The sequence below is a fragment of the Streptomyces sp. CA-210063 genome (assembly GCF_024612015.1).
Taxonomy (GTDB): domain Bacteria; phylum Actinomycetota; class Actinomycetes; order Streptomycetales; family Streptomycetaceae; genus Streptomyces.
The window spans coordinates 5,227,110-5,249,633 of the sequence record NZ_CP102512.1 but is presented as its reverse complement, the minus strand read 5'-3'; the positions used below and the strand labels follow the sequence as shown (position 1 = coordinate 5,249,633).

Sequence of the window (22,524 nt, the reverse complement as noted above, 5' to 3'; positions counted from 1 at the left end):
ACTGAACCGCTGAGTGGCTTATTAAGCGTGGTTAACGTGTCACTTAATGTGTCGGCTCAAGGTAAGGCTTCGGTCTGCCAACGGCAAGAGGGCGTTGGGGAGTTGGGGTAAAGCGGCCGGCGTAAGCGGGCTTACTGGCATGCTTACTTCATGGTAGGCATGGCCGAGCGTGACGACCCCGAGGTCATCGGGCGCAGAGTGCAGCGGATGCGGACGGAACGGGGCCTCACCCAGCGTCAGCTGGCGGAACCGGCGTACACCCCGGCGTACATCTCGACCCTGGAGGCCGGCCGGGTCCGAGCCTCCGAACCCGCGCTGCGGCACATCGCCGAACGGCTCGGGGTCGGATACGAGGAACTGGCCACCGGCCGCCCCGCCGGATTCGCCACCGAGCTGCGGCTGCGGCTGACCGGCGCCCAGCGCACCCTCGCCGGCGGTGCCACGGAGGCCGCCGCCGAGGGGTTCACGGTCGTCCTCGCGGAGGCGGAGGAGTACGGGCTGACCGCCGAGCAGGCCGACGCGCTGCTCGGGCTCGGTGAATGCGCCCTGGAGACGGGGGACCTGGAGACCGCCCAGCTGCGGTTCGAACAGGCCGAGCAGCGGCTCGGCGACGCCCCGCTGCCGGCCCGGGTCCCCGCCCTGCGCGGCCGCGCGGTCGCCCACTACCTCGCCGGTGAACTCCGTTACTCCTGCTACCTGTACGAGTCCACGCTCGACGAGCTGAACCGCACCGGCATGCACGACCCGGACGCGTTGCTCCTCCTCTACACCGGCGTCATCGCCCCCTACATGGACATGGGCGCCCACGCCCGCGCCGCCCAGGCCGCCGAGCTGGCGCTCGCGCTCGCCCCGCAGTCCGGCGACCCGGCCCTCGTCGCCCGTATGCACCGGTCCGTCGCCCGGACGATGATCGCCGAGGGGCGGATCGCCGAGGCCGACGCGTCGCTCGCCAAGGCCTCCGAGCTGTACCGGCAGCTCCAGATCCGCACCGAACTGGCCAACTGCCACTGGATGCGCGGCTATCTGCACGCCCAGAACGGCGACTACGCCCGCGCCGAGGAAGAGCTGCGCGAAGCCCGCCGCATGCTCTCCGCCAAGCGCGCCGCCCTCTACACCAGCCAGGTCGCCGTCGAACTCGCCGACGTCCTGCACCGCCGGGAGAAGTCCGACGAGGCCGCCGAACTGCTCCGCGAGGTCCTCAGCGACCTCAACTCCGAACGCGGCGCCCTGCACTCCGCCGCCGCCCACCGTCTCCTCGGCATCATCGCCGAGGACACCCGCGACGCGGACGCCGCCGAGGAGCACTACGTACGGGCGCTGAGCCTGCTGGAACGGGCGGGCGCCGCCGGGGACCTGGCCGACCTGTGCCGGCTGCTGGGGGATCTGTACCGCCGCGGCGGCCGGGTGGAGGCCGCCCTCGACGCCTACCGCACGGGCCTCGGCCACCGCACCGCCCCCGGTACCACAACACTCGGACCGGCGCCCGCACAGCCGCCTCTTTGACGATTCCGGGGCGCCGTACAGCCCCGCTCAATACCTTCCTCATGTGAGGAAGCTGGAGACCGCGGAACAGCACAGAAGCGCCGAGGAGCGGCCGGGCACCGGAGAGCGGCAGCCGAGCGACGGAGGACGGAGAAACGTCCTCGACGGCATACGGCTCGTCGTGCGCGTCCTGCTCTACGCCGTGCCCGGCGGCCTCGCCCTCATCGCCATCGCGACCGTCGCCTCCGTTCTGGGACCGATGGTCGCGCTCGACCTCGCGACCCCCGCGATGGCCGCCTGGTGGACCGTCTTCACGGCGGTCGTCGTCCAGGGCGTCCCCTTCCTGCTCCTCGGCACGCTCGTGTCGGCGGCGATCGGCGCGTTCGTCCCCGAGCGGGTCTTCAGCCGGCTGCTGCCGCGCAACCCCGTGCTCGCCGTCCCCGTCGCGGGCGCGGCCGGCGTCGTCCTGCCCGGCTGCGAGTGCGCGTCCGTACCGGTGGCCGGGAGCCTGATGCGACGCGGGGTCGCGCCCGCCGCCGCCCTCGCCTTCCTGCTCTCCGCCCCCGCGATCAACCCGGTCGTCCTCGTCGCCACCTCCGTCGCCTTCCCCGGCCAGCCGATGATGGTCCTCGGCCGGCTGGTCGCCTCCCTCGCCACGGCCGTGGTGATGGGCTGGCTGTGGGTGCGGTTCGGGCGGGACGAGTGGCTGCGGCCGCCCAGGCGCGGTACGGGGCCCGCCCCCGAGGACGGCTCCCGCTGGGGCGCCTTCGCCGCCGGGCTCCAGCACGACTTCCTGCACGCGGGCGGCTTCCTCGTCGTCGGCGCGGCAGCGGCGGCCACGTTCGACATCGTCGTACCGAGGAGCCTCCTGGACGTCTTCACCGGCTCCGTCTGGCTGTCCGTCCTCCTCCTCGCCGCCCTCGCCGTCGTCCTGTGCGTGTGCAGCGAGGCCGACGCCTTCGTCGCCGCGTCGCTGAGCGGCTTCTCGCCGACCGCGCGGCTGGCGTTCATGGTGGTCGGCCCGATGGTCGACCTGAAACTCATCGCACTCCAGGCGGGGACCTTCGGGCGCGCGTTCGCGGTCCGCTTCTCCGCCGCGACCTGGGTGGTGGCCGTGGCGAGCAGTGCGCTGGTGGGCTGGTGGCTGCTGTGAAGCGCTACGGGCCGACCGTCCTCCTGCTCCTGTCCGGCGCGGCGATCCTGCGCGTCTCCCTCTTCAGCGAGCTGTATCTGCGGTACGTGCAGCCGGGGCTGCGCCCCTTCCTGATCGTCTCCGGGGTGCTGCTGGTCGTGCTGGGCATCACCGCCGGGGTACGGGTACTCCGCGCCGACGACGAGGGCCATCACCCGGGTGGTCACGGCCACGGCCCCGGCGGCCCCCGGGTCGCCTGGCTGCTCGCCGTGCCCGCGCTCGTCCTCCTCCTCTCCCCGCCCCCGGCGCTCGGCTCGTACAGCGCGGACCGGGAGGCCGCCGAGTACGCGGCGCGGGGCGTCGGGACGTTCCCGGCGCTGCCGAAGGGGGACCCGGTCGAGCTGACCCTCGGGGAGTTCTCGTCCCGGGCGATCTACGACAGCAAGCGGTCGCTGAAGGGCCGTACGGTCCGGATGACCGGGTTCGTCACGCACGGGGACGACGGCACCTGGTACCTCACCCGGCTCCTCGTCTCCTGCTGTGCGGCCGACGCCAGCCCCTACAAGGTCGAGATCAGGGACGACGACGCTCCGACCGCCGACGCCTGGGTCACCGTCACCGGCACCTGGCACCCCAGGGGCGAACTCGGCTCCGAGAAGGCCTGGCCGCCCGCGCTGGACGCCGAGTCGGTGCGGCGGGTGGCCGAGCCGGAGAACCCGTACGAGAAGAGGTGAGCCTTCAGGGCATCAGGGGCATCGGGTGGGTCAGGGGCATCGGGTGGATCAGGGGTGTCACGGGCGTCAGGGGCGTCAGGGGCCGAACCCCATCTTCGCGAGCACCTTGCCGTCGGTGTCGTAGACCCTGACCTCGTGCACGGGGTCCTGGAAGTCGAGGGAGCGGGCCAGTTTCTCCGGGACCTTCACATGGGAGTACCAGACACCCCAGCTGGTGTTGCCCTTCAGGCGCAGGACCATGCCGTCGATGACCTCGCCGTCGTAGGTCGTCACCTCGACACGGGCCGCCGGGGACCGGACGCCGTAGAAGAGGCCGTGGACCGTGTAGCCGGCGGTGGCGGAGCCCGAACCCTGCATGGTGATGCCCGGTTCGCCGGTGTCGAGGTTGCCGTCGACCAGGCTGCGGAACTCGTCGGGACTGGTCACGCCCGGCTCCGGGGCCGGATCCCGCCAGTGCTTGCCGTCCGCCGTCAGCCACAGCTGCGTACCTTCCTCGGTGGTCACCCGCTCGTCGGGCGCGACGACCCGGGCCTTCGGGGCGGGCGGCGTGGAGGTCGCGGAGGTCGGTGTCGGTGAGGGCGAGGCGCTGGCGCTCGGGACCGGGCTCGGCGGGGCCATCGGCAGGACCGTGGAGGAGGGGCCGTCGGGGCGGAGCGCCAGCACGACCAGCGGGGCCAGCACCAGCCCGCAGCCCGTGCTCAGCGCGGCGGCCCGGCGCCGACGGCGACGCCTGCGGCCGTCCCGTTCGATCGCCTCCAGCGGTACGGGTGGCGGCGTGACGTCGTACGCGGCCTCCGTGAACGCCTCGCGCAGCCGCTGCCCCGTGGCGTCGGCGGCGTCCTCGCCACCGGCTCCGGTCGCGTCGGTCCCGGCGGTCGGGTGGTTCATGGGCGGGCTCCGGGGACGGGCGAGGGGGGCGCCGGGGCGGACGGGGGAGAGGCGGAGGGAGCGGGGGAGGCGGTGGGAGCGGGGGAGGCGGTGGAGTCGTGGGCGTCGTCCGTGTGGGGGGCGGCGGCGAACACGGGGTGGGCGCGCAGGGCCTGGAGGCCGCGTCGTACATGGGTCTTGACCGTGCCGAGCGAGCAGCCGAGCACCTGGGCGATCTCGTTCTCGCCGAGGTCCTCCCAGAAGCGGAGCACCAGCACGGACCGCTGCCGGGCCGACAGCGTGGCCAACGCCTGGGTGACGGCGGCCCGTTGGGCGACCGACTCCGCGTGCCCGGCCTGCCGCTCGTGCACCCGCTCCGGCAGGAACGGCGTCAGCAGATGGGCCACGCGTCTCTTGCGTACGCGGCTGATGTTGTTGTTCACCAGTGAACGCCGTACGTAGAAGTCGACGTCGTCGCGCGGTATGCGCCGCCAGCGGGCGTACACCTTCGCCAGGGTCGTCTGCACGAGATCCTCGGCCTCGTGGAAGTCGCCGGTCAGCATGTGCGCGGTGCGCACCAGACGGGGCCAGGCCGCGGTGGCGTACGCGGCGAAGTCGCCGCCCTCGGGCGGTCCGGGCTGCTCGTGCGGCGCGGCCTGCTCGTGCGGTCCGGATTTCTCGTGCGGCACGGACGACGGTCCTCGGGGTTGGGAGTGGGGGAGCGTGCCGAGCGTGCGGGGGAGTGGTCAAGTCCCCCGCCCACACGGTCACTTCGAGCGGCCGAACGCGTCGGCGTCTGCCGATCGCGTCGGCCGTCTGCCGATCGCGTCGGCTGCCGGTCAGTTCAGCTGCAGCTGGGAGTAGACGCGGCCCTTGGTGTCGTAGACGGTGACATTGCGGAGGAAGTCCCCCCCGTCGTCCCCCGGGGGCAGGTCGGCGATGGCGTACCAGACGCCCCAGCCCGGCTTCCCGGCCAGCTCGATCAGCTTGCCGCGGACCTTGCCCGTGCTCGTGGCGACCTCGACACGGGAGGCCGTGCCCTTGCCGCCGTAGTAGAGGCCGGAGAGGTAGTAGTGGCCATCGAGGCCGCTCGCCTGGAGGGAGACCCCCGGCTGCGTCGGGTCGATGTTGCCGTCGACGACGCTGCGGAACTGCGGGTCGTCGGGCATGTCCGGGTCCGTCCAGTGCTTGCCCTCCGCCGTCAGCCACAGCTCGAAGCCGGGCGCGGCGACGACGTGCTCACCGGGCTTGACGATACGCGGAGTCGGCGCCTTCTTGGCCGCCGCGGCGGCCGTCTGCGCGGTGGTGTGCGCCGTCTCCCCCTGTGAGACGGCGTACGACAGTGTCGGAGCCCCCGCCAGCAGCGTGGTCAGCGCGGCGACGGCGACGTACTTGTGCATCCGTGTCATGGTCACGAACGGACTACCCCCATAGGTGTGTTGGTCTGACACCCTTGAAAACCCGCGGAACGCAGGGGATGGATGACACCGGCGGCCAAGTTGTTTCCGGCCTCAGCCGACTTTTTTTCCTGCGACTTTTTCCTGCGACTTTTTCCGGCGACTTTCTTCCGGCCTCAGGAGCGGCCCACCGTGAAGTGACGGGTGAGGTCCGCGCCGACCTGGACGGTGACCTTCGTGCCGGGCTTCCAGGAGACGCGCGGCCGGAAGGCGACGCGCTGCCCGTCGGCGAGGTCGCGGTCCTCGACCCAGCTCCAGGAGCCGTCGACACCGGAGTCCATGACGACCTTCAACTGTCTTTCCACCTGGGCGCGTTCGGCTGCCGGAACCGGGCGGTCGAAGGTGACGGATATCGGTCCGCCGACGCCCACGGTCTGCCCGTCGGCGATGTCGACGCGCGCGCCGTCGATCCCGGCGTCCACCTCGGCCTGGGCCTGCGGTATCGAGCTCGGCCCCTCGACCCGCACCCCCGTCCCGCTCCCCGAACAGCCCGTGAGCGCGAGCGTGAACGCACAGGCGGCGGTGGTGACGAGCACGCGAACGTGGCGGCGCGCTTTCCCCGTTCCCGCGGCCCTGTTCCTCGTGGTCATGGTCTTCCCCCAGCGATGTCTTCAGCGATGTGTTCGGCCGTGTGTTCCAGCGATGTGTTTCGATGTGCGGCGTGGCGTACGGGACCTGTACGCACGACGGGGGCGACCGGGTTGCACGGCGATGCACGGGACTTCGGACAATGGCAGGGGCATGACCGAGGAAGAGTTCGACGCGTTCTACGCCACCGCGTTCCCCCGGCTGACCGGCCAGCTCTACGCCTTCACCGGGGACCACGGCGAGGCGCAGGACGTCGTGCAGGAGGCCTTCGTACGGGCCTGGGACCGGCGGCGGGACTTCCTCGCGGAGGGGGCGCCCGAGGCGTGGCTGCGGACCGTGGCGATGCGGCTCGCGGTGAGCCGCTGGCGGCGGGCGCGCCGTTGGCTGGAGCTGGTCCGCCGCGATCCGCCCCCGGACCACGCGCCGGGGCCCGATCCCGAACGCGCGGTACTGGTCCAGGCGTTGCGCAGGCTACCGGAGGCCCAGCGGATGGCAGTGGTTCTGCACCATCTGTGCGACTTGAGTGTCGAGCAGGTAGCCTCCGAGACCGGTGCGCCCGTGGGCACCGTCAAGGCCCGGCTGTCCCGCGGCCGGGCGGCGCTGGCGCGCGAACTGGCCCCCGGCGAGGGTGAGAAGGAGGACGGCCGTGTCCGATGAACTCACCACCCGTCTACGCGAGTTGGCCGAGACCGCCGAGACGTCCCCGCCCGGCTCCGGCGCCGATGTCCGCGCCACCGCGGGACGCCGCCGACGCCGTCGCCGTACGACCGCCGCGACCGCCGGAGGCTGCGCGGCGGCGGCTCTGGCCGCGTTCCTCACCCTGAGCGTCGCCTCGTCCCACGGCACGGAAGACCGACGGGAGCCGGCGGCTTCCGCCACCCCCACCGTCGACGTGTCCGCCGCCCCCGACGCCACCGTGGACCTCTCCCGCCGGACCCTCACCGTCGCCGGGCGCGAACTGCCCATCTCCTCCGGCACCCTCAAGACTCCGACCCCGACCGGCCTCATGACCGTCACCGCCAAGAGCACCGACAAGATCGTCACCGGCGAGACACTCGGCTTCGGTGACGGGTACGAGATGAAGCTGCCGTGGGTCCTGGAGCTGACCCCGGTCGAGGCGAGCGACGCGGGGGACGAGGGCGGGAGTGACGTGGGCGAGGACGGGGGTGCGGAGGACGGGGCTGACGTGGGCGATGAGCGTCGCGGTACGGCGACTCTGCCCGGTACGGGGGCCGAGCGCGCCACCACGGCCCCGAGCGAGCCAGCGAGCGGGAGCCCGACGCGGCGCGTGGCCGGCACCGTGGTCTACATCGCCGCCCTCACCTACGACGAGAAGGCCCCCGGCACCTACGACACCACCCCCGGCTGGATCGGCCTCCGCACCGCCGACGCGCGCTGGCTGTACGAGCGGCTGCGGCAGGGCGCGCTCGTGGAGATCCGGGGCGCGCCGACGACACCGGAACCGCGCCCGACCGGGACACCGACCGTCACCCCACCCACGACGGACGAGGGCCGGGTCGTCCCGACCGCCCTGCCCGAGAGCGCCTCGCCCGGGTAGCCGCCCGGCCGGGACGGGAAGCCGGCCTCGCACGCGCCCGGGGTTGCGACGCCCGGGGCTGCGCCGTACGGGGGAGGCGGTCACCCGTACGCCCTTGTGCGCTGGTGGGCGGGCCCGGGTGGTGCTGGCCTAGGAGACGAAACGTCGTGCTCTCGGGAGGCTCCGCCATGCGTCGTCCGTACCGTGTTCTCGCCCGGGTCGTGGGCGTCGGGATGCTCGCGGGGGTGGCGGCCTGCGCGGTGGACGATCCGGGACACCCGCGCGGCTTCCCGGAGGCCGCTGTCGTCGACGAGACCACGGCCTCCGGCTCGCCCACCGCCCCGTCGGCCTCCGCCCTCACCGACGCCCACGCCCGCAGCGCCCTGCTCCGCCAGGGCGACCTCGGCGACGCCTGGTCCGACACCCAGGGCGCGGCGACCTGGCGGGACGGCGTCCTCAAGGGCCGCACCGACCGCCCCGAGTGCCAGGAACTCCTCGACGCGGTCTACACCGAGGACCTCCTCGGCGAGCCCAGGGGCGGCACGGCCGTCACGGGCTTCGACGACAACGAGTACGGCGCCCAGCTGCGCTACCAGGTCGGCGCGTACGACAGGGCCGACCTCGACACGCGCCTCGGCTATTTCCGGCAACTCATGGACAGCTGCGGGGAGTTCACCATCACCGGCGTCCAGGGACGGGAGTACGACGCCGAGGTCACCCCCATGGAGATCCCCGGCGGCATCGGCGACGCCCGGCAGGGGCTGCGGCTGACCGTCAGCGGTGACGTCGACGGCGAGGACGGTGCCCTCACCCTCGACCTCGTCACCGTACGCGTCGGCGACACCGCCGCCCTCCTCACCCACGGCGGCCTCTACGGCATCGACGAAGCCGCCACCAGGGAGGCCACCCTGGCGGGCGCCCAACGCCTCCAGGACCTCCTGAAGAAGGAGAAAGAGGAGAAACAGGAGAAAGAGGAAGAGGAGTAAGGGGAGCGGGAAGAAGGAGAAGCGGGCGACGCCTACTGCTCCTCCAGCATCGTCGTGACGACGCTGCGCACGTCCTTCTCCGACACCTTGCTCTGCACGGCCCCGGCGATCCGGCCGTCGCGGTCGACGAACAGGGTGAAGGGGAGGATCCGCGGGTTCACCAGACCGTTCGGCAGCTTCAGGAACTGCTTGCCGCCCGGGTCGTACAGGCTCGGGTAGGACAGGCCGAGGTCCCGCTCGAAGGCGAGGGCGTTCCGCCGGGACGCGTCGGTGCTGACACCCAGGACCCGCACGCCCCGCGACTTCAGCTTCCGCTGCGTACGGTCGAGATCGGGTGATTCGGCGCGGCAGGGGCCGCAGGTGGAGGCCCAGGCGTTCACGACGACGACGTGCCCCCGGTAGTCGGAGAGCCGGACCGGCTCGCCGTCGACGGTGGTGCCGGCGAAGTCGGGCGCGGCGGGCCGCTCGGCCACCGGGATGCTCCGGAACAGCCCCGGCCCGCCCGCTTGTTGAGCCGACTCCGCCTGTTCGGCGTCTGTCGGCAACGCCTTCGGGGTGGCGCAGCCGGTCACCACGAGCCCGGCCACCACCACGCACAGGGCCGCGCGGGGGTTCGTCTTCATCGCCGTACAGCTTAGGGCCCTAAGCAACTCCCTCGGGGAGGCTGCCGATCGCCCTCCCGTTGACGGCTGGGACACTGCTGTGGTCACCGGTTGACCGCCGGTGACATACGGGGATGCGAGGAGTGCAGATGATTACGCCGTGGCGCCGCGCGGTCGAGTACGCGGCCATGGTCACCCTTCCCTCATGGCTGTGGGCGGTGGTCGTGATGAACGTGGTGGCGGCCGGAGTGAACATGTCGGTCTGGGACTTCGGCCTGGAGATGATCGTCGGGGGCGGGCTCTTCTTCCCGCCGGTGGCGGTCCTCGTCCTGACGGTGGTCCGGAAGGTGCTTCCCGCGCTGTCGCGCTGGCGCACCGCGACCATCGACATCTCCGTGTACGCGGTCCTGTATCTGCTGTCCCTGGTGGCGACCGCGGTGTTGGCCGGGGAGGGGCTGGCCGACGCGGTGGACTGGGCCTTCCTGCTGATGATCGCCGCCCTGCTCAATCTGCAGTTCGTGATGGCCCTGGGCCTGTGCGCCTGGCGCTACGACCGCCTCATCCCGACGGCACCCTCGGGCAGCCTCGGCGGCGGCCGCGCCCACACGGCCTGACCGCCACCTCAACTGCTGTCGCGGCGCTGCCCTTTGGGGCAGTGCCCCGGGGAACACCTCCCCATGAGACGTCGCGGGGCGTCCCGGCTCCGGCCTAGATTCGTGCAGGTCGGGGGCACCGATGGGTGGCACCGATGGGTGGCACCGAGGGGGGAACACTGGCGGGCGGACGTGGATCGGGAGGGCGGGCGGGGTGGTGGGTGGCGTGGTGGGTGCGTCAGCGCGGAGCGGCCACGCACTCGTCGTCGGGCGACCGCTCGATCGGTCTCACCACATCGCTGAGGTCCACCAGCACGCCGTCGATCGCCGTGATCCGGTCGTCGACGAAGGCCTGTACGGCGGGGTCGCGGCCGTAGGTGATGAGGATGCGGTAGCCGGAACCGGCGGACCGGTCCTCCCTGAACACCCAGTCGACGCCGTCGACCTCGACACACGGGTCGCCGGTCTCGGCCGGGGGTTCGAGGCCGCAGCGCAGCACCACGCCGCCGTTGCCCCAGGAGGCCACGCCGGTCACGGAGACGGGGTCGCGGGACTCGCCGACGATCCGGGCGGGGTAGCGGCCGGCGATCCCGGTGCAGGCGGGGTCCCCGGCCCGCGCGGCCGGCCGCACGTCGAGGGCGGGGGAGGACACCTCCCGGGCCACGAGCACCCCGGCGACCACCGCGGCGGCCGCACCCACCCCGATCGCGACCTGCCCACGCCTCGAAGGGCGCCTCATCCTGGTCAACTCCCGTGCTCCGTCGTCGTACGGCGGAGGAGGGGCCCGCGGTGGGACCCCTCCTCACACCTGTCATTTCTGATCGCGGACTAGCTCAGCCGGGACATCAACAGCTGGGACATCGAAGGCTGGGACATCGAAGGACTGCGCACATGGTCGTATTCACCCCGTAAGTTGCTCGACTGGTTGATGTGTTGCCGATGTGTTGCTGACGAGCGGGCGCGTCCAGGTCTCGGCGAATGGTCAAAATTTCCACAAGTAAACGCCAAAACCTGGTCTGCGAGGCGCCTTTCGAAGGGTTCCCCGCAGCCGGCGGCGCTCAGACCGTGGACGCCCCGACGAGCCGGGGCAGAGGCGCGGCGGAGCCGCAGGCGCACCGCGGATCGGCGCACAGCAGTTCGTGGGCGAGGACGGAGAGCACCGCGGCCTGCAGTCGCGTCTGCTGCTCCAGCTTCTCCACTATGCGTGCGACATGCGCCTTCACCGTCCGCTCGGCTATGCCGAGTTCCCGGGCCAGTTGCCGGTTGCCCAGGCCCGTGCCCAGCAGAAGCAGGACTTCCTTCTCCCGGTCCGTCAGCGTCTTGAGCCTGCTGATGTCCCGGACCGGATCGGCCCCCGTGCGCCGGTAGGCGCAAGCCGTGTCTCCTACGTCAGACCTCTTGGTCATTGGTCGGCCCTTCCCGATGCCGCTTTCCCGACAGAGCCCCGTGCCCCGGGTGCGGCGGCGATCTACCCCCCAACTTAGCGTCCGCTACTGACAAGAAGAACCCTGGAATGACACGGCCACGTCACAGAGAGGGGTCCCTTGAGGACACTGCCCCAAAGGACAATTTCCGCCACCCCGGCTGATCCCTACGCTCGTTGCCGCGCACCGACAGAAACTCCACTACACAGGGGGACCACTGTGTACGGAGCTGAACGGGGACCGGAACGGGGACCGGCATCGGCTCGTGTCTCAGCGCAGCCGGCGCGCCCGCAGCACCACGTCGTCGGTGTGGTGTGCGCCGGCGCCGCCGTCGGGTGACAGGCGTGGCCGTTGCTCGTCCACCTCCACCTCCCAGTCGTCGTCGAGCAGATCGGCGACCATCGAGGGCCAGACGTAGTCGGCCGGGTCGAAGCCGCCCTCGTCCGCCTGCTGGGTGTCCATCCCCGCGTGGTGGACGAGCAGCAGCACGCCGCCGGGCGCGACGGCCGCGAGCAGTGCTCGCTCGGCCGCGGCGTCGGGGGTGCGCCGCAAGGCCGGGTACTGCGCGGACACCAGGTCGAAGGAGGCCGACGGGAGCGCCGCCTCGGTGAGGGCGGCGTGGACCCAGTGAACGGCGAGGCCGGCGTCCCGCGCGTGCCCGGCCGCCCGCTCCAGCGCCACGCCGGAGACGTCGAGCGCGGTCACGTCCCAGCCGCCGCGCGCGAGCCAGACGGCGTCCGCGCCCTCGCCGCAGCCGACGTCGAGCACCCGCCCGGGGGTGAGTCCGGCGACCTCGGCCACGAGCGCACCGTTGGGCCGGCCGCTCCACAGCTGTTGTCGGTCGGCGTATCGGTTGTCCCACTCCGCCCGTACCGCGGGATCTCCGACGTATCCGTCGGCGGGCGAGGGAAGGTCGGACGCGGGCGAGCCTGCTGCGTTGTCGTCAGTCACGGGCCCACCGTCGCCCACCACTGTCCCGGTCTGCCACTCCTGTTGCCGGTCCGGCAAAACGGCGTCCCAAGGGCGCCGCACCGGACGTCGTCGAGGTACTTCGGATGCGGGCGGGCCGTCCACCGCTGTCGACCGGTGGACGGCCCGCTCCATGTCACCCTCTCGGTTCAGAGGGCTGCTCGGGGTGTCAGCACTTCGTGCCCTTGCACGGCTCTCCCCGCTTGTCGAAGAGCTTCGTGAAGAGGCCGGTGCCGTACGAGGCGTTCTTCGGGGTGAGGACGTACGGGCCGGTGACCGGCCGTTCCGGCAGGCGGTAGCCCTCGGGGACGTCCGTCTCGACCAGGTAGTACGTACCGGGCAGGAGCGAGCCGAAGGAGCAGCGCCCGGTGCGGGAGGTGGCGCAGTCGTCGACGAACCTGTCCTTCTTCAGGCCGCGCCGCTGGAGGCCGCGGACGCCGTTGGTGTCCCGCCACAGCTCGAGGACCGCGCCGGCCAGCGGCTTGTCGCTCTTCCTGTCGAGCTTCACGAGGGTCAGCCGCACCGACCTGGTGAGGCCGGCGTCGACCATGTGGTTCACGTCGCCGGGGTCACCGACGTGGACCGTCGTCCCGCCGCGGGAGTCGACGTCGGAGTCGAGCGCGCGGCTCGGACCGGCCCCCTTCACCGTCCACTTGAGGGCCGAGCGGCTCGGACGGCCGGGCAGCGACTTCGTGCTGATGCCGCCGTGGTCGAAGGACACCTGGTAGGTGGTGTTCGGCCGCAGACCCTGCTGACCGCCGACGTGGTACTCACCGTTCGCGTCCGTGTACGTCGTGATGTCGGGGCCGTACGACGTCGGGTGGAGCGTCACCTTCACCCGCGGGACGGCCGGCTCGGACGGGTCCTTGATGCCGTCGCCGTCGGCGTCGTACCAGACGCGGTTGCCGATCTGGACGGGCGCCTGGTCGCAGACCGGCTCCAGGTCGGCGAGCCCGTTGGCCTTGCCGAAGAGCAGGGCGCGTTCCCGGAGGCCGGCGTTCCAGGTCCCCTGGATCAGGAGACTGCCCTCCGCCCGGCCGCTGTCGGCGGTCCAGCGGCGTACGCCCTGCTCGTACGGGTGGTGGTCGAACGGGTCGTAGACCGTGCTCCACAGCTTGTTCCGGAACGGCTGGAGGACCGTGCCGCCCTGGGTGACCTGGTCGTGGTGCGCGTCCGCCGGCCTGGTCGAGTGGTCGTAGAACTCGCCGTGGCCCGGGCCCTCGTCGTTGTTCGGCCGCGCCCCGTAGAGCGAGTCGCACCGCGCGTTGTTCTCCAGCGTGTACGTCGTACGGGACTTGCAGACGCGCAGGACGTCACCGGCGGCGACGGCGCTGACCAGGGGGCGGTCACGGTTGTACGGGTACGTCGCCGTGCCCTGCATGTCGCCGAAGCGGTCGCGGAAGCCGAGGACCAGGTCGCCGTTGTCGGCGATCTCGATGTCGGACAGGATCGGCTGCGGCGCGGAGACGAGGGAGGAGTGCGCGGGCTCGGGGACGCGCTCGTTCCACGCCTCCCACATCGCGCTCAACGGCTGCCCGACGGTGGAGGGCTTGGTGCAGCGGGCGCTGGTCGTGGGCAGCCCGGCGGACCGGTACGCACAGCCGCGCGGGTAGTTCATCGCCGTGCGGAACAGGTGGTCGAACGACCCTCGGGTGAACTCGTAGACATGCGAGGTGACCTGGGACGGGTCGCCCCACGGGGCGTCCGAGGTGACCGTGTCCTCCGCGCCGCACACCCCGCCGACGAGTACCCGCCCGCCGCGCACCCCGATGCCGTACGGATGCCAGTAGCCGGCGCAGTCGTCCGGCTCGGGGATGACGTACGACCGGTACATACCGGGATAGACCCCGTCGCCGGTGCCGCTGATCGGCACGGCGTACAGCCTGGAGTCGTTGAGGTTGACCGCGTAGAGGGTCCTGCCGTCGCCGGAGACGTCGACGTCGCCGATGCCCTCCCGGCCGACCCTGCCGTGGACCGGGTTGTCGCGCAGCCAGTCGTCGCCCGGGTCGTGCGTGGTCAGCGAGCCCGGCAGGGTGACGAAGGTGCTCACCCCGGAGGCGCTGTTCCGGCGGTAGATCGTGTTGGTCGGGCCCGCCGGGCCGTAGGCCGCGTGCCGCTTGACCAGCGTGCCCATGTACGTGTTGCCGGTACGGTCGTTGGCGATGCCGAACACGGCCTGCTGCTGGGCGTTGTTGGTCAGCTGGTCGACCCTGCCGCCGGGGTGGGTGTCGGAGAAGGTCCCCGCGAACCGGACCAGTCCCTTGTGGGTGTCGGGCGCGTCGCCCTTGGTCAGGTTGCAGGTCACCAGGTCCGGGTTCTCCTGGCAGTAGAGCCCGGGCTCCCAGAAGCCGGTCGTGTACGTCGCGCTCCGGTTGCCGGAGACATCCACGAAGCCGACGTTGCCGCGCATGACGTCCGGGCCGTCACCGGAGCCCGCGACCGCCGGCTGGAGGATGCCGGGCCGGGGGTTGTGGGCCTGGACGCGGTACTTGCCGCCCCGCAGCGGGGACGCCGCCGCGTCGAACCGGGCGAGGCCGTAGGAGTCGGTCGTCCGGGTCACCACATGGCCGTGGTCGTCGGTCAGCGTGACCCGCACACCGTCCCGGCCCGCCTCCAGCCCGTAGTCGTACGCCCCGTCGGCATCCACCTCGTCGACGACCCGTACGGTCACGGTGCCGTCGCCGGGAGCCTTGCCGTCCGCGGTGCTCCTGGCGCCGGGGGCGGCGGGGACCGCCTGGCCGGCCAGTCCGACCACCAGCGCCGCAGAGAAGGCCAGCGTCAGACCCACACCCCCCGGTGTTCTTCGCTTCACCACGTCCCTCTTCTCCTGAATGCCCTGCCGTGGCGACGGAGCCCGGTGCCCGAAGCCGACCTCCGCATTCATATGAAGTGCCAAGGGCCACTAATCAGGCCGAACGGGGCACGAGGGGCGGGCGAGTGCGGCGGAATGCCGGGAATGTGGAGATTCGGGGGAGGTGGGAGAGGGGTGCGGTCCAGTGGTTCATCCGGTCGGGCCAGCGGGGGCATCCCCGCACGGCGTACGACCGGCGACCGGCGACTGACGACCGACGACCGGTGATACCGACGACCGACAACCGGTGATACCGGCGACCGGCGACCGACGGCGATTCAGACCGGCGGATCCGCCAGTGACTGTTCCGCCCAGATCACCTTGCCTTCGGGGAGGAAGCGGGTGCCCCAGCGCTGGGTGAACTGGGAGATGAGGAAGAGGCCGCGGCCGCCCTCGTCGGTGGTGCGCGGGTGGCGCAGATGGGGCGCGGTGGCGCCGCCGTCGAACACCTCGCAGATCAGGGTGCGTTCGAGGATGAGCCGGAGCCGGATGGGCCCGGCGGCGTGCCGGATCGCGTTGGTCACCAGCTCGCTGACGACCAGTTCGGTGGTGAACGCCAGTTCGTCCAGCCCCCACGTGCCGAGCTGCCGGGTGGTGGTCTTGCGGGCCTCCGCGACCAGCGCCGGGTCGGAGGGCAGCTCCCAGGACGCGACCCGGTGCGCGGGCAGCCGCCGGGTGCGGGCCAGGAGGAGGGCGACGTCGTCGACGGGGCGGGCCGGGGCGAGGGAGTCGAGGACGCCCTGGGCGTGCCGGTCGAGGGAGGGCTCGGGCCGGGCCAGGGCACGGCACAGCGCCTCGCGGGAGGCCTCGGCGAGCAGCCCGTCGGTGTGCAGGGCGATCACCGTGCCCTCGGGCAGCTCCACCTCCAGCGCCTCGAAGGGCCGCCCGCCGACGCCGAGCGCCGGTCCCTCGGGCAGCGCGGGGAAGGTGACCGCGCCGCCGGGGGCGACCAGGGCCGGGGCGAACGGCCCGGCGGCGGCCATGGAGCAGGTCCCGGACACCGGGTCGTGGACGACGTACAGACAGCGCGCCCCGACCGTCTGGACGCTGCCCGTGCCAGGCTCGGGTCCCTCCTGGCGCGCCGACTTGGCGACCATGTCGTCGAGGTGGGCGAGCACCTCGTCCGGCGGCAGATCGAGGTCGGCGAGGGTGCGTACGGCCGTACGGAGGCGGCCCATCGCGGCGGCGCCGTCGATGCCGTGGCCCGCGACCTCGCCGATGACGAGGGCGAGGCGGGCGCCGGAGAGGGGGATGACGTCGTACCAGTCGCCGCCGAGACCGGTCAGTTCGTCGGCGGGCCGGTAGCGGACGGCGACCTCGGCCGCGTCCTGCTCGGGCAGCCGGCGTGGCAACAGGCTGCGCTGGAGGACCAGTGCGGCGTCGCGTTCACGTGTGTACCGGCGGGCGTTGTCGACGCAGACGGCGGCCCGGCCGACCAACTCCTCGGCGAGACCCAGGTCGACCGCGTCGAAAGGGTCCTGTCGGTCGCGCCGGAAGAACGTGGTGATGCCGAGCGTGATGCCTCGCGCCCGCACCGGCACGATCATCACGCTGTGCAGGCCCAGCGCGTCCGCGGGCACCGCCCGGCCGCCCGGGATCGCCTTCGCCCACTCCGCCGACAACGGGTCCAGCCGTGGTTCCGACCACGACCGCCCGCTGACCAGCGCCCGCACCGGGGGCGATCCGGCGGCGTACGAGGCGAGCGCGCCGATCTCCAGGACGGCCTCCGGCACTCCGGCGTGGACGGACTGCTGGGCGCACCGCCGCAGCGGGACGGAACCGTCGCCGAGGGGCCCCGGTTCGGCGCCGCGCAGCACCGAGTCCAGCAGGTCCACGGTCACGAAGTCGGCGAGCGCCGGCACGACCACGTCCGCCAGCTCCTGCGCGGTCCGCCCGAGGTCGAGGGTCCGGCCGATGTGCTCCCCGGCCCGGTCCAGCAGGGCCAGCCGGGTACGGGCGCGGTGCCGTTCCGTCACGTCCACCACCGTGTAGTACACGCCGATGGGCCGGCCGTGGTCGTCCTCCAGCCGTGTGAACGACATCGCGTGCGCGGTCTCGCGGTACGGCGACGACCGCACCCGGCCCACGTGCTCGTAGTCGAGCACGGGCACACCGGTCTCCAGCACCTGCCGCATCCGCTCCTCGATGCGCTCCGCGTCGAGGCCCGGCTGCACCTCCGCGAGCCTGAGCCCGACCCGCTCGTGCGCCCGCCCGCCGCCGAACCGCTCCAACGCCGCGTTCGACCACACGAACCGCAACTCCGTGTCCACGATCGCGATCCCGACCGGCGACCGCGCCGTCATCCGCTCCAGCACGGTCCGGCTCATGTCCCAGCCGGGCGCATCGGTGGCATCGGAGACGAGGGCCACCCAGTGGGCGGGGCGGTGGGGCGCGGGCGGGCGTGGGGTGCCTTGCGGTGCCGGTGGAGGGGCGGGCACGGGGGCGTGCGCGGTCTGCCGGTGGGGTGGGCTCCCGGCGCTCCCGGCGGCCGGCCAGGTGCCCGGCTTCCGGGCCGAGGGGCGTCCGGCCTCGGGTGCGGCCGGAGTTGGGGACGCGGGTGGCTTGAGGGACCGGGATGGACTGGTGGACGGGGGTGGAGTGGTGGGCTGAGGTGACGCGGTGGACGTGGGCAGAGCGGTGGACTGAGGTGGAGTGGTGGACGTGGGCAGAGCGGTGGACTGAGGTGGAGTGGTGGACGTGGGCAGAGCGGTGGACCGGGGTGAAGCGGTGGGCCGGGGTGGTGCGGTGGATCGAGGTGGGTCGGGGTAGCCGGGGCGGGGCGCGGGCCAGGCGGTGGGCCGGGGTGGGGTCGACGCGGTCGGGTCGGCCGGTGGGGCCGGAGGCGCTGGGCTGGTCGCTTCCCGGGTCGGTACGACGCGGACCATCACCTTGACGCGGTGGCCGTCCCGGTGGCGGGCGGTGAGGATGCCGGACCAGCCGCCGAGGGCGCGATGGGATTCGGCCAGCCTGCCGATGCGTTCGTCGTCCTCGTCGACCAGGAGCGTACGCACACTGCGGCCCAGGATCTCGGCCGCCGGATACCCGAACAGCCGCTCGGCGTCCCGGGTCCAGCTCGTCACGAGCCCGTCCGCGTCGATCAGCAGCGGCGCGGCGTCGGCCACGTCGAAGCGCTGACGGGTGACGGCACTGTCCCTGTCGGTCCCCACGGCGGCCCTCTCTGTCGCTGAGACGCCCTCTGGCCCCATTATTCACCTTGTGTGATCGCAGATAGGCCACCTCGTGACGGCGCACATCACACGACCGCACGCCGTGGCGCGCGAACCGGCACGCACAGGACACACAACCAGGCACACACCAGGCACGGGACGCCCCGCAAGACCCCCCCGGGTCCGGGCCGGATCGGGCGCGATCGGGACGAAGTCGCCCGCACGAACACCCCGAAGCCGCACACACGGACGCCCCCACCCCCGGCCGCCCGTGCGGCCGTACGCCGGTAACGCGCCCCCGTACGCCCCCAGAGCTCCGGCATGTCGAACCGACCGCCCCCTCCGCGTGAGGGATGCGGAGGGGGCGGTCGATGGCCGGTTTCGGCTCCCCGCCAGGACCGGGCGGGGTCGGGCGCGGCCGATCGTGGCCAGGCGGGCCAGGCGGGCCAGGCGGGCCGGGCCGGGCGGGGCGGGTGGTGGCCGGTCGGCGCCAGCCGGGCCGATCCAGGCCGATCCGGGCCGATCCGGGCCAATCCAGGATGAACCAGGCCGATCTGGGCCGATCCGGTCCGGCATCGAAGGTCGGCATCAGGGCCGGCCGAGGCCGGTCGCGTGCTCGTCGGGCGTCAGCAGTCGCGGAACTCCGGCGACTGGTTGAGGATCTGCGACCGCAGCGACGTGAAGCGCGTGTACGTCTCGCCGCCGCGCGCCTCCGTCGGGAAGACCGCCACCCGATGGCAGTTCTGGAAGGCGAGCGCCACCCCGAAGTGCCGCTCCAGACTCCCCCGGATCGCGTCGCTGGACAGCGCCCGCAGCAGCTGCCCACGCTCCTTCTCCGACGGCGGCGGGGTCTGGTTGTCGGCGAACTCCGCGGTACCCGCGCGCAGTTCACCGACGAGGGAGGCGACCAGGTCGTAGGCGTACGGCAGCGACGTACGCACCGTTTCCACGAACTCCTCCTCCCGCACCTCGCCCTTCTCGGCATCGGCGAGCAACTGCGGGGAGACGTCGAGCGACATGGATGTTCCTGTTCCGTTCAGAAGGAGACTAGGGAAGGGGCGGCGGACCCGGCGGCGGCGAGCGCCTGGGGCCCGTGGCGGAACTCGGGGTCCACCTGGGCGGCCAGATCGTGCCCGGTGGCGTCGTTGGCCCAGGCGGCGGCGTTGCGGAGGTGGAACTCGACGGCGTGGCGCTGGAAGGTGGCCCAGTCCTTCGTACGGGCGTCGACGGCGCCCTTCAGCTGTTCCAGGGCATGCAGGTTATGGGCCTCCAACTCGCCCTCCTCCCGCCCCTGTTCCTGCGCGCGGACGTACGACGACTGCACGCAGTGCGTCAGCAGGTCCTCGCCGACGTGCTCCTTGAGGAAGAGGAGGTCGTCCTCGCCGGTGACCTTGTTGCCGACGACGGCGATCGGGATGCCGAACTCGGCGGCGTGCTCCCGGTACTGCCGGTACACGGACACACTCTTCCGCGTCGGCTCGACGACCAGGAAGGTCATGTCGAACCGGGTGAAGAGCCCCGAGGCGAAGGCGTCGGCGCCCGCGGTCATGTCGACGACGACGTACTCGCCGGGCCCGTCGACGAGATGGTTGAGATACAGCTCCACCGCGCCGAGCTTGGAGTGGTAGCAGGCCACGCCGAGGTCGCTCTCGTCGAAGGCGCCGGTGACCATGAGCGGAACGCCGGCGACGTGCTCGACGTGCCGGCCGTGGACGTCGTCGTCGCCGAGGAGCCGCAGCAGCCGTGAACCCCGGCCGGGCGGGGTCGTCTTGACCATGGCCTCGCGGGAGACGATCCGCGGGTTCGTGCCGCGCAGGTAGTCCTTGATCTCGCCGGTGCGCGAACTCAGCGGCGGCGCGCCGAAGTCGTCGTCCTCGTCGAGGCCGAGGGCGTGCGCGAGGTGCTGATTGATGTCACCGTCGACCGCCACCAGCGGCGCGCCCGACCGGGCGAGGTGCCGGGCGAAGAGCGCGGAGAGCGTCGTCTTGCCGCTGCCGCCCTTGCCTACGAAGGCCACGCGCATGGACGCTCACCCCGCTCGATGCCGGCGGCACCCTTGACGCCGATAATGAAAATGGATGTCATGAACGTAGATTCGGGAGCGGGGACGGGCTTGTCAAATCCGCCCCATATCAACCCCCTTGGCAAAGAGGCGAGTTGGCGAACTCTTTGTTGATCGGCGACTCACTGTTGGGCTACTCGTGAAGACTGCGGAGCAGAGGATTCCCTTTGTGTCCCATATGTGCCTCCGGTGTGGCGTACGTGTGCCGAGCGGCGGCCGGCGCAGGCAACCCGATGGGCGTTTCCCGAGGTTGACAGCCCAAACGCCTTGGTAAACGATGTGCGGACCCTGTGGCTCAAGTGACCAATGAGCCCGGTGTCTTTTTCGACCACTCACCCTGGCGCGGCCCCGGCGTGGCTTTGTGCTGCCGTCCTGCCGCCGTGCCCCGGGTCTCGTACGTACCGAGTTCGAGAATGGGATCTGCATGTCCATAGCGAGACGTGTCATCGTGGGCCGCCTGTTGGGGACGGGCGTGGCCGCTCTGGCGTTGAGCGCGGCGGTGTCCGGCCCGGCCTTCGCCACCGACACACCCGGCGGCGACGGCTGGGGCAAGAAGAGCTACGCCCCCGGACAGGGCGCGGGCACGCCCACCGAGACCGACCGCTGCGAGTTCTCCCTGGACGGCGTGAAGTTCGCCGACTGGGTCAAGCTCGACGACCAGAACCTCAAGCCCACCGAGGACGGCAAGGTCCACATCAAGGTCCGCACCGCCTCCGACGCCACGACCTGCACGGTCTCCCTCGCGTCGTATCTGGCTCACGGCCCGACCTTCGGCACCTCCGGCGAGCAGGTCTTCGTCGACTTCGACACGGTGACCGTGAAGCCGGGCGCGACGGACTCGCTGGACATCGCGGTCCCCGACGCGGGCTGCTACGCCCAGATCGACCTGTACCGGGGTGCCGTGAAGTTCGACGGCAAGCTCGACGCGAACGACGGCTTCGAACACGGCGACCTCCCCAAGGGCCCCGACCGCCCCGTCATCAAGGACAAGCTGATCGCGGCCTGGAACGGCGGCACGAAGGACTGCACGACGGAGCAGCCGCCGGCTGAGGAGAACCCGCCCGCCGAGGAGCAGCCCCCGGCCGAGGAGAACCCTCCGGCTGAGGAGAACCCGCCCGCGGAGGAGCAGCCCCCGGCCGAGGAGAACCCGCCCGCCGAGGAGAACCCCCCGGCCGACGACACCCCGGAGACCGACTCCCCGGAGCCCACCCCCTCCGACTCCACCCCGGGCGCCCCCACCCCCAACAGCGGCGACCCCGGCGACCTCGCCGAGACCGGCGGCGGCAACGCCATCCCGATCGCCCTCGGCGCGGCGGGCCTGGTGGCCGCGGGCGGCGTCATCTTCGTCATGACCCGCCGCAAGGGCGCGGGGCGCGCGGGCGCCTGACCCCGCCGGCTCACCCGGCCGTACTCGGCTGTACTCCGCCGTACTTCTCGAACCGACGTGGCGCCCGGGCCTCCTCCGAGGCCCAGGCGCCACGTCGGTGTGCCCCCGGTGGCACGCAGTCGGCCACCCCATCCTGGGTTACAGCCCGCCGTACTCGGTCGCCATCGTGACGACAGCCGTCAGGCCGTCACGCTGTACTTGCTGGTGCATCCGCGGTAGTCGCCCCTAACCAGGCAGACCCACATCGTGTACTTGTTCCCCTCGGGCAGGTTGCCCGACACCTTGACTTCGTAAGGGGAGTTGTGGCCGCGCGTCGTCGCGATGCGGCCCGTGCTGAGGTGGGCCTCGATGCCGTAACCGTCCGCCACCGGGTCCCAGGCCACCAGCGTGTCGCCGGTGTTGGACCCCGAGGGGTCCTTCTGCCACTCGCCGCTCCCGGCGAACACGCCATCCGCGTAGATGCTGATCGTGCGGTCTCCGCTCTCGGTGAAGACCACGGTTCCCCACGTGATGCTCGGGGCGGCGCTCGCCGTGCCGGTGCCGGCCGCCATCGCACCTCCCACCAGCAGAGCGGTGGTCAGGAAGCTCGCGGTCTTTCTCGCGGCGGTGCTCTTCATCATGGTTCCCCTCCGTTTTGCCGGTCGTCCTGTACTGCCGTGAGGCGTTGCCATCGGCTCTCCCGATCA

Annotated in this window: 21 protein-coding genes; 8 read left to right on the top strand and 13 right to left on the bottom strand. The window is 72.1% G+C overall.

Annotated features, from left to right (window positions below; all coding sequences use genetic code 11):
* The first annotated feature begins 159 nt into the window (after positions 1–159).
* The 3 genes from JIX56_RS22770 (at position 160) to JIX56_RS22760 (ending at position 3,348) form a co-directional block, all read left to right on the top strand.
* On the top strand, positions 160–1,503 hold the full coding sequence (locus tag JIX56_RS22770) for a helix-turn-helix domain-containing protein (protein WP_257543053.1): 1,344 nt from the start codon (positions 160–162) through the stop codon (positions 1,501–1,503).
* A gap of 148 nt (positions 1,504–1,651) precedes the next feature.
* Entirely contained in the window at positions 1,652–2,635 is a 984-nt protein-coding gene (locus JIX56_RS22765; protein WP_257551040.1) for a permease, read from the top strand.
* Positions 2,632–3,348, top strand: a complete 717-nt coding sequence (locus JIX56_RS22760; RefSeq protein WP_257551039.1) for a TIGR03943 family putative permease subunit — start codon at positions 2,632–2,634, stop codon at positions 3,346–3,348. The genes JIX56_RS22765 and JIX56_RS22760 overlap by 4 nt, the downstream gene beginning before the upstream one ends.
* Positions 3,349–3,423: 75 nt before the next feature.
* Here the strand turns inward: JIX56_RS22760 and JIX56_RS22755 are convergent, their stop codons facing one another.
* The 4 genes from JIX56_RS22755 to JIX56_RS22740 form a co-directional block, all read right to left on the bottom strand.
* Positions 3,424–4,236, bottom strand: coding sequence for a hypothetical protein (locus JIX56_RS22755; RefSeq protein WP_257543052.1), 813 nt, complete (start codon positions 4,234–4,236; stop codon positions 3,424–3,426).
* On the bottom strand, positions 4,233–4,904 hold the full coding sequence (locus tag JIX56_RS22750) for a SigE family RNA polymerase sigma factor (protein WP_257543051.1): 672 nt from the start codon (positions 4,902–4,904) through the stop codon (positions 4,233–4,235). Before JIX56_RS22750 ends, JIX56_RS22755 begins: the two co-directional genes overlap by 4 nt.
* 150 nt (positions 4,905–5,054) lie before the next feature.
* Entirely contained in the window at positions 5,055–5,624 is a 570-nt protein-coding gene (locus tag JIX56_RS22745; RefSeq protein ID WP_306819870.1) for a hypothetical protein, read from the bottom strand.
* Positions 5,625–5,788: 164 nt separating this feature from the next.
* Entirely contained in the window at positions 5,789–6,262 is a 474-nt protein-coding gene (locus JIX56_RS22740) for an Ig-like domain-containing protein (RefSeq protein WP_257543050.1), read from the bottom strand.
* Positions 6,263–6,413: 151 nt separating this feature from the next.
* On the opposite strand from JIX56_RS22740, the gene JIX56_RS22735 reads away from it, so the two are divergent.
* The 3 genes from JIX56_RS22735 to JIX56_RS22725 all read left to right on the top strand — a co-directional run bounded on the left by JIX56_RS22735 (position 6,414) and on the right by JIX56_RS22725 (position 8,783).
* On the top strand, positions 6,414–6,917 hold the full coding sequence (locus JIX56_RS22735; protein ID WP_257543049.1) for a SigE family RNA polymerase sigma factor: 504 nt from the start codon (positions 6,414–6,416) through the stop codon (positions 6,915–6,917).
* Positions 6,907–7,818 (top strand): L,D-transpeptidase, encoded by a 912-nt coding sequence (locus JIX56_RS22730; protein WP_257543048.1) that lies wholly within the window; start codon positions 6,907–6,909, stop codon positions 7,816–7,818. The genes JIX56_RS22735 and JIX56_RS22730 overlap by 11 nt, the downstream gene beginning before the upstream one ends.
* Before the next feature lie 167 nt (positions 7,819–7,985).
* Positions 7,986–8,783 (top strand): hypothetical protein, encoded by a 798-nt coding sequence (locus JIX56_RS22725; protein ID WP_257543047.1) that lies wholly within the window; start codon positions 7,986–7,988, stop codon positions 8,781–8,783.
* A 32-nt stretch (positions 8,784–8,815) separates the two neighbouring features.
* On the opposite strand, the gene JIX56_RS22720 is transcribed toward JIX56_RS22725, so the two are convergent.
* A complete protein-coding gene (locus JIX56_RS22720; protein ID WP_257543046.1) occupies positions 8,816–9,406 on the bottom strand; it encodes a TlpA family protein disulfide reductase in 591 nt (196 codons plus the stop codon).
* A 128-nt stretch (positions 9,407–9,534) separates the two neighbouring features.
* Here JIX56_RS22720 and JIX56_RS22715 point away from each other — a divergent pair, with 128 nt between their 5' ends.
* On the top strand, positions 9,535–9,999 hold the full coding sequence (locus JIX56_RS22715) for a hypothetical protein (protein ID WP_257543045.1): 465 nt from the start codon (positions 9,535–9,537) through the stop codon (positions 9,997–9,999).
* A gap of 217 nt (positions 10,000–10,216) precedes the next feature.
* On the opposite strand, the gene JIX56_RS22710 is transcribed toward JIX56_RS22715, so the two are convergent.
* The 7 genes from JIX56_RS22710 to JIX56_RS22680 form a co-directional block, all read right to left on the bottom strand.
* The gene (locus JIX56_RS22710) at positions 10,217–10,717 is read right to left on the bottom strand and encodes a DUF3515 domain-containing protein (RefSeq protein ID WP_257551037.1); all 501 of its coding nucleotides are present in this window, start codon (positions 10,715–10,717) and stop codon (positions 10,217–10,219) included.
* A 319-nt stretch (positions 10,718–11,036) separates the two neighbouring features.
* Entirely contained in the window at positions 11,037–11,384 is a 348-nt protein-coding gene (locus tag JIX56_RS22705; RefSeq protein ID WP_257543044.1) for a helix-turn-helix domain-containing protein, read from the bottom strand.
* Positions 11,385–11,672: 288 nt separating this feature from the next.
* A complete protein-coding gene (locus JIX56_RS22700) occupies positions 11,673–12,353 on the bottom strand; it encodes a class I SAM-dependent methyltransferase (RefSeq protein WP_257543043.1) in 681 nt (226 codons plus the stop codon).
* A 187-nt stretch (positions 12,354–12,540) separates the two neighbouring features.
* A complete protein-coding gene (locus tag JIX56_RS22695) occupies positions 12,541–15,186 on the bottom strand; it encodes an SdrD B-like domain-containing protein (RefSeq protein ID WP_257543042.1) in 2,646 nt (881 codons plus the stop codon).
* A gap of 314 nt (positions 15,187–15,500) precedes the next feature.
* Complete coding sequence (locus JIX56_RS22690; protein WP_257543041.1) at positions 15,501–18,389, bottom strand: SpoIIE family protein phosphatase; 2,889 nt, start codon at positions 18,387–18,389, stop codon at positions 15,501–15,503.
* Between the two features lie 626 nt (positions 18,390–19,015).
* Positions 19,016–19,408 carry an SCO5389 family protein gene (locus JIX56_RS22685; protein WP_257543040.1) on the bottom strand — a complete coding sequence of 131 codons (393 nt, stop codon included), beginning with the start codon at positions 19,406–19,408 and terminating at the stop codon, positions 19,016–19,018.
* A gap of 17 nt (positions 19,409–19,425) precedes the next feature.
* Positions 19,426–20,412, bottom strand: coding sequence for an ATP-binding protein (locus tag JIX56_RS22680; protein WP_257543039.1), 987 nt, complete (start codon positions 20,410–20,412; stop codon positions 19,426–19,428).
* 463 nt (positions 20,413–20,875) lie between these two features.
* On the opposite strand from JIX56_RS22680, the gene JIX56_RS22675 reads away from it, so the two are divergent.
* Positions 20,876–21,838, top strand: coding sequence for a hypothetical protein (locus JIX56_RS22675; RefSeq protein ID WP_257543038.1), 963 nt, complete (start codon positions 20,876–20,878; stop codon positions 21,836–21,838).
* Positions 21,839–22,017: 179 nt separating this feature from the next.
* Here the strand turns inward: JIX56_RS22675 and JIX56_RS22670 are convergent, their stop codons facing one another.
* Positions 22,018–22,458 (bottom strand): hypothetical protein, encoded by a 441-nt coding sequence (locus JIX56_RS22670; RefSeq protein ID WP_257543037.1) that lies wholly within the window; start codon positions 22,456–22,458, stop codon positions 22,018–22,020.
* Positions 22,459–22,524 lie beyond the last annotated feature (66 nt).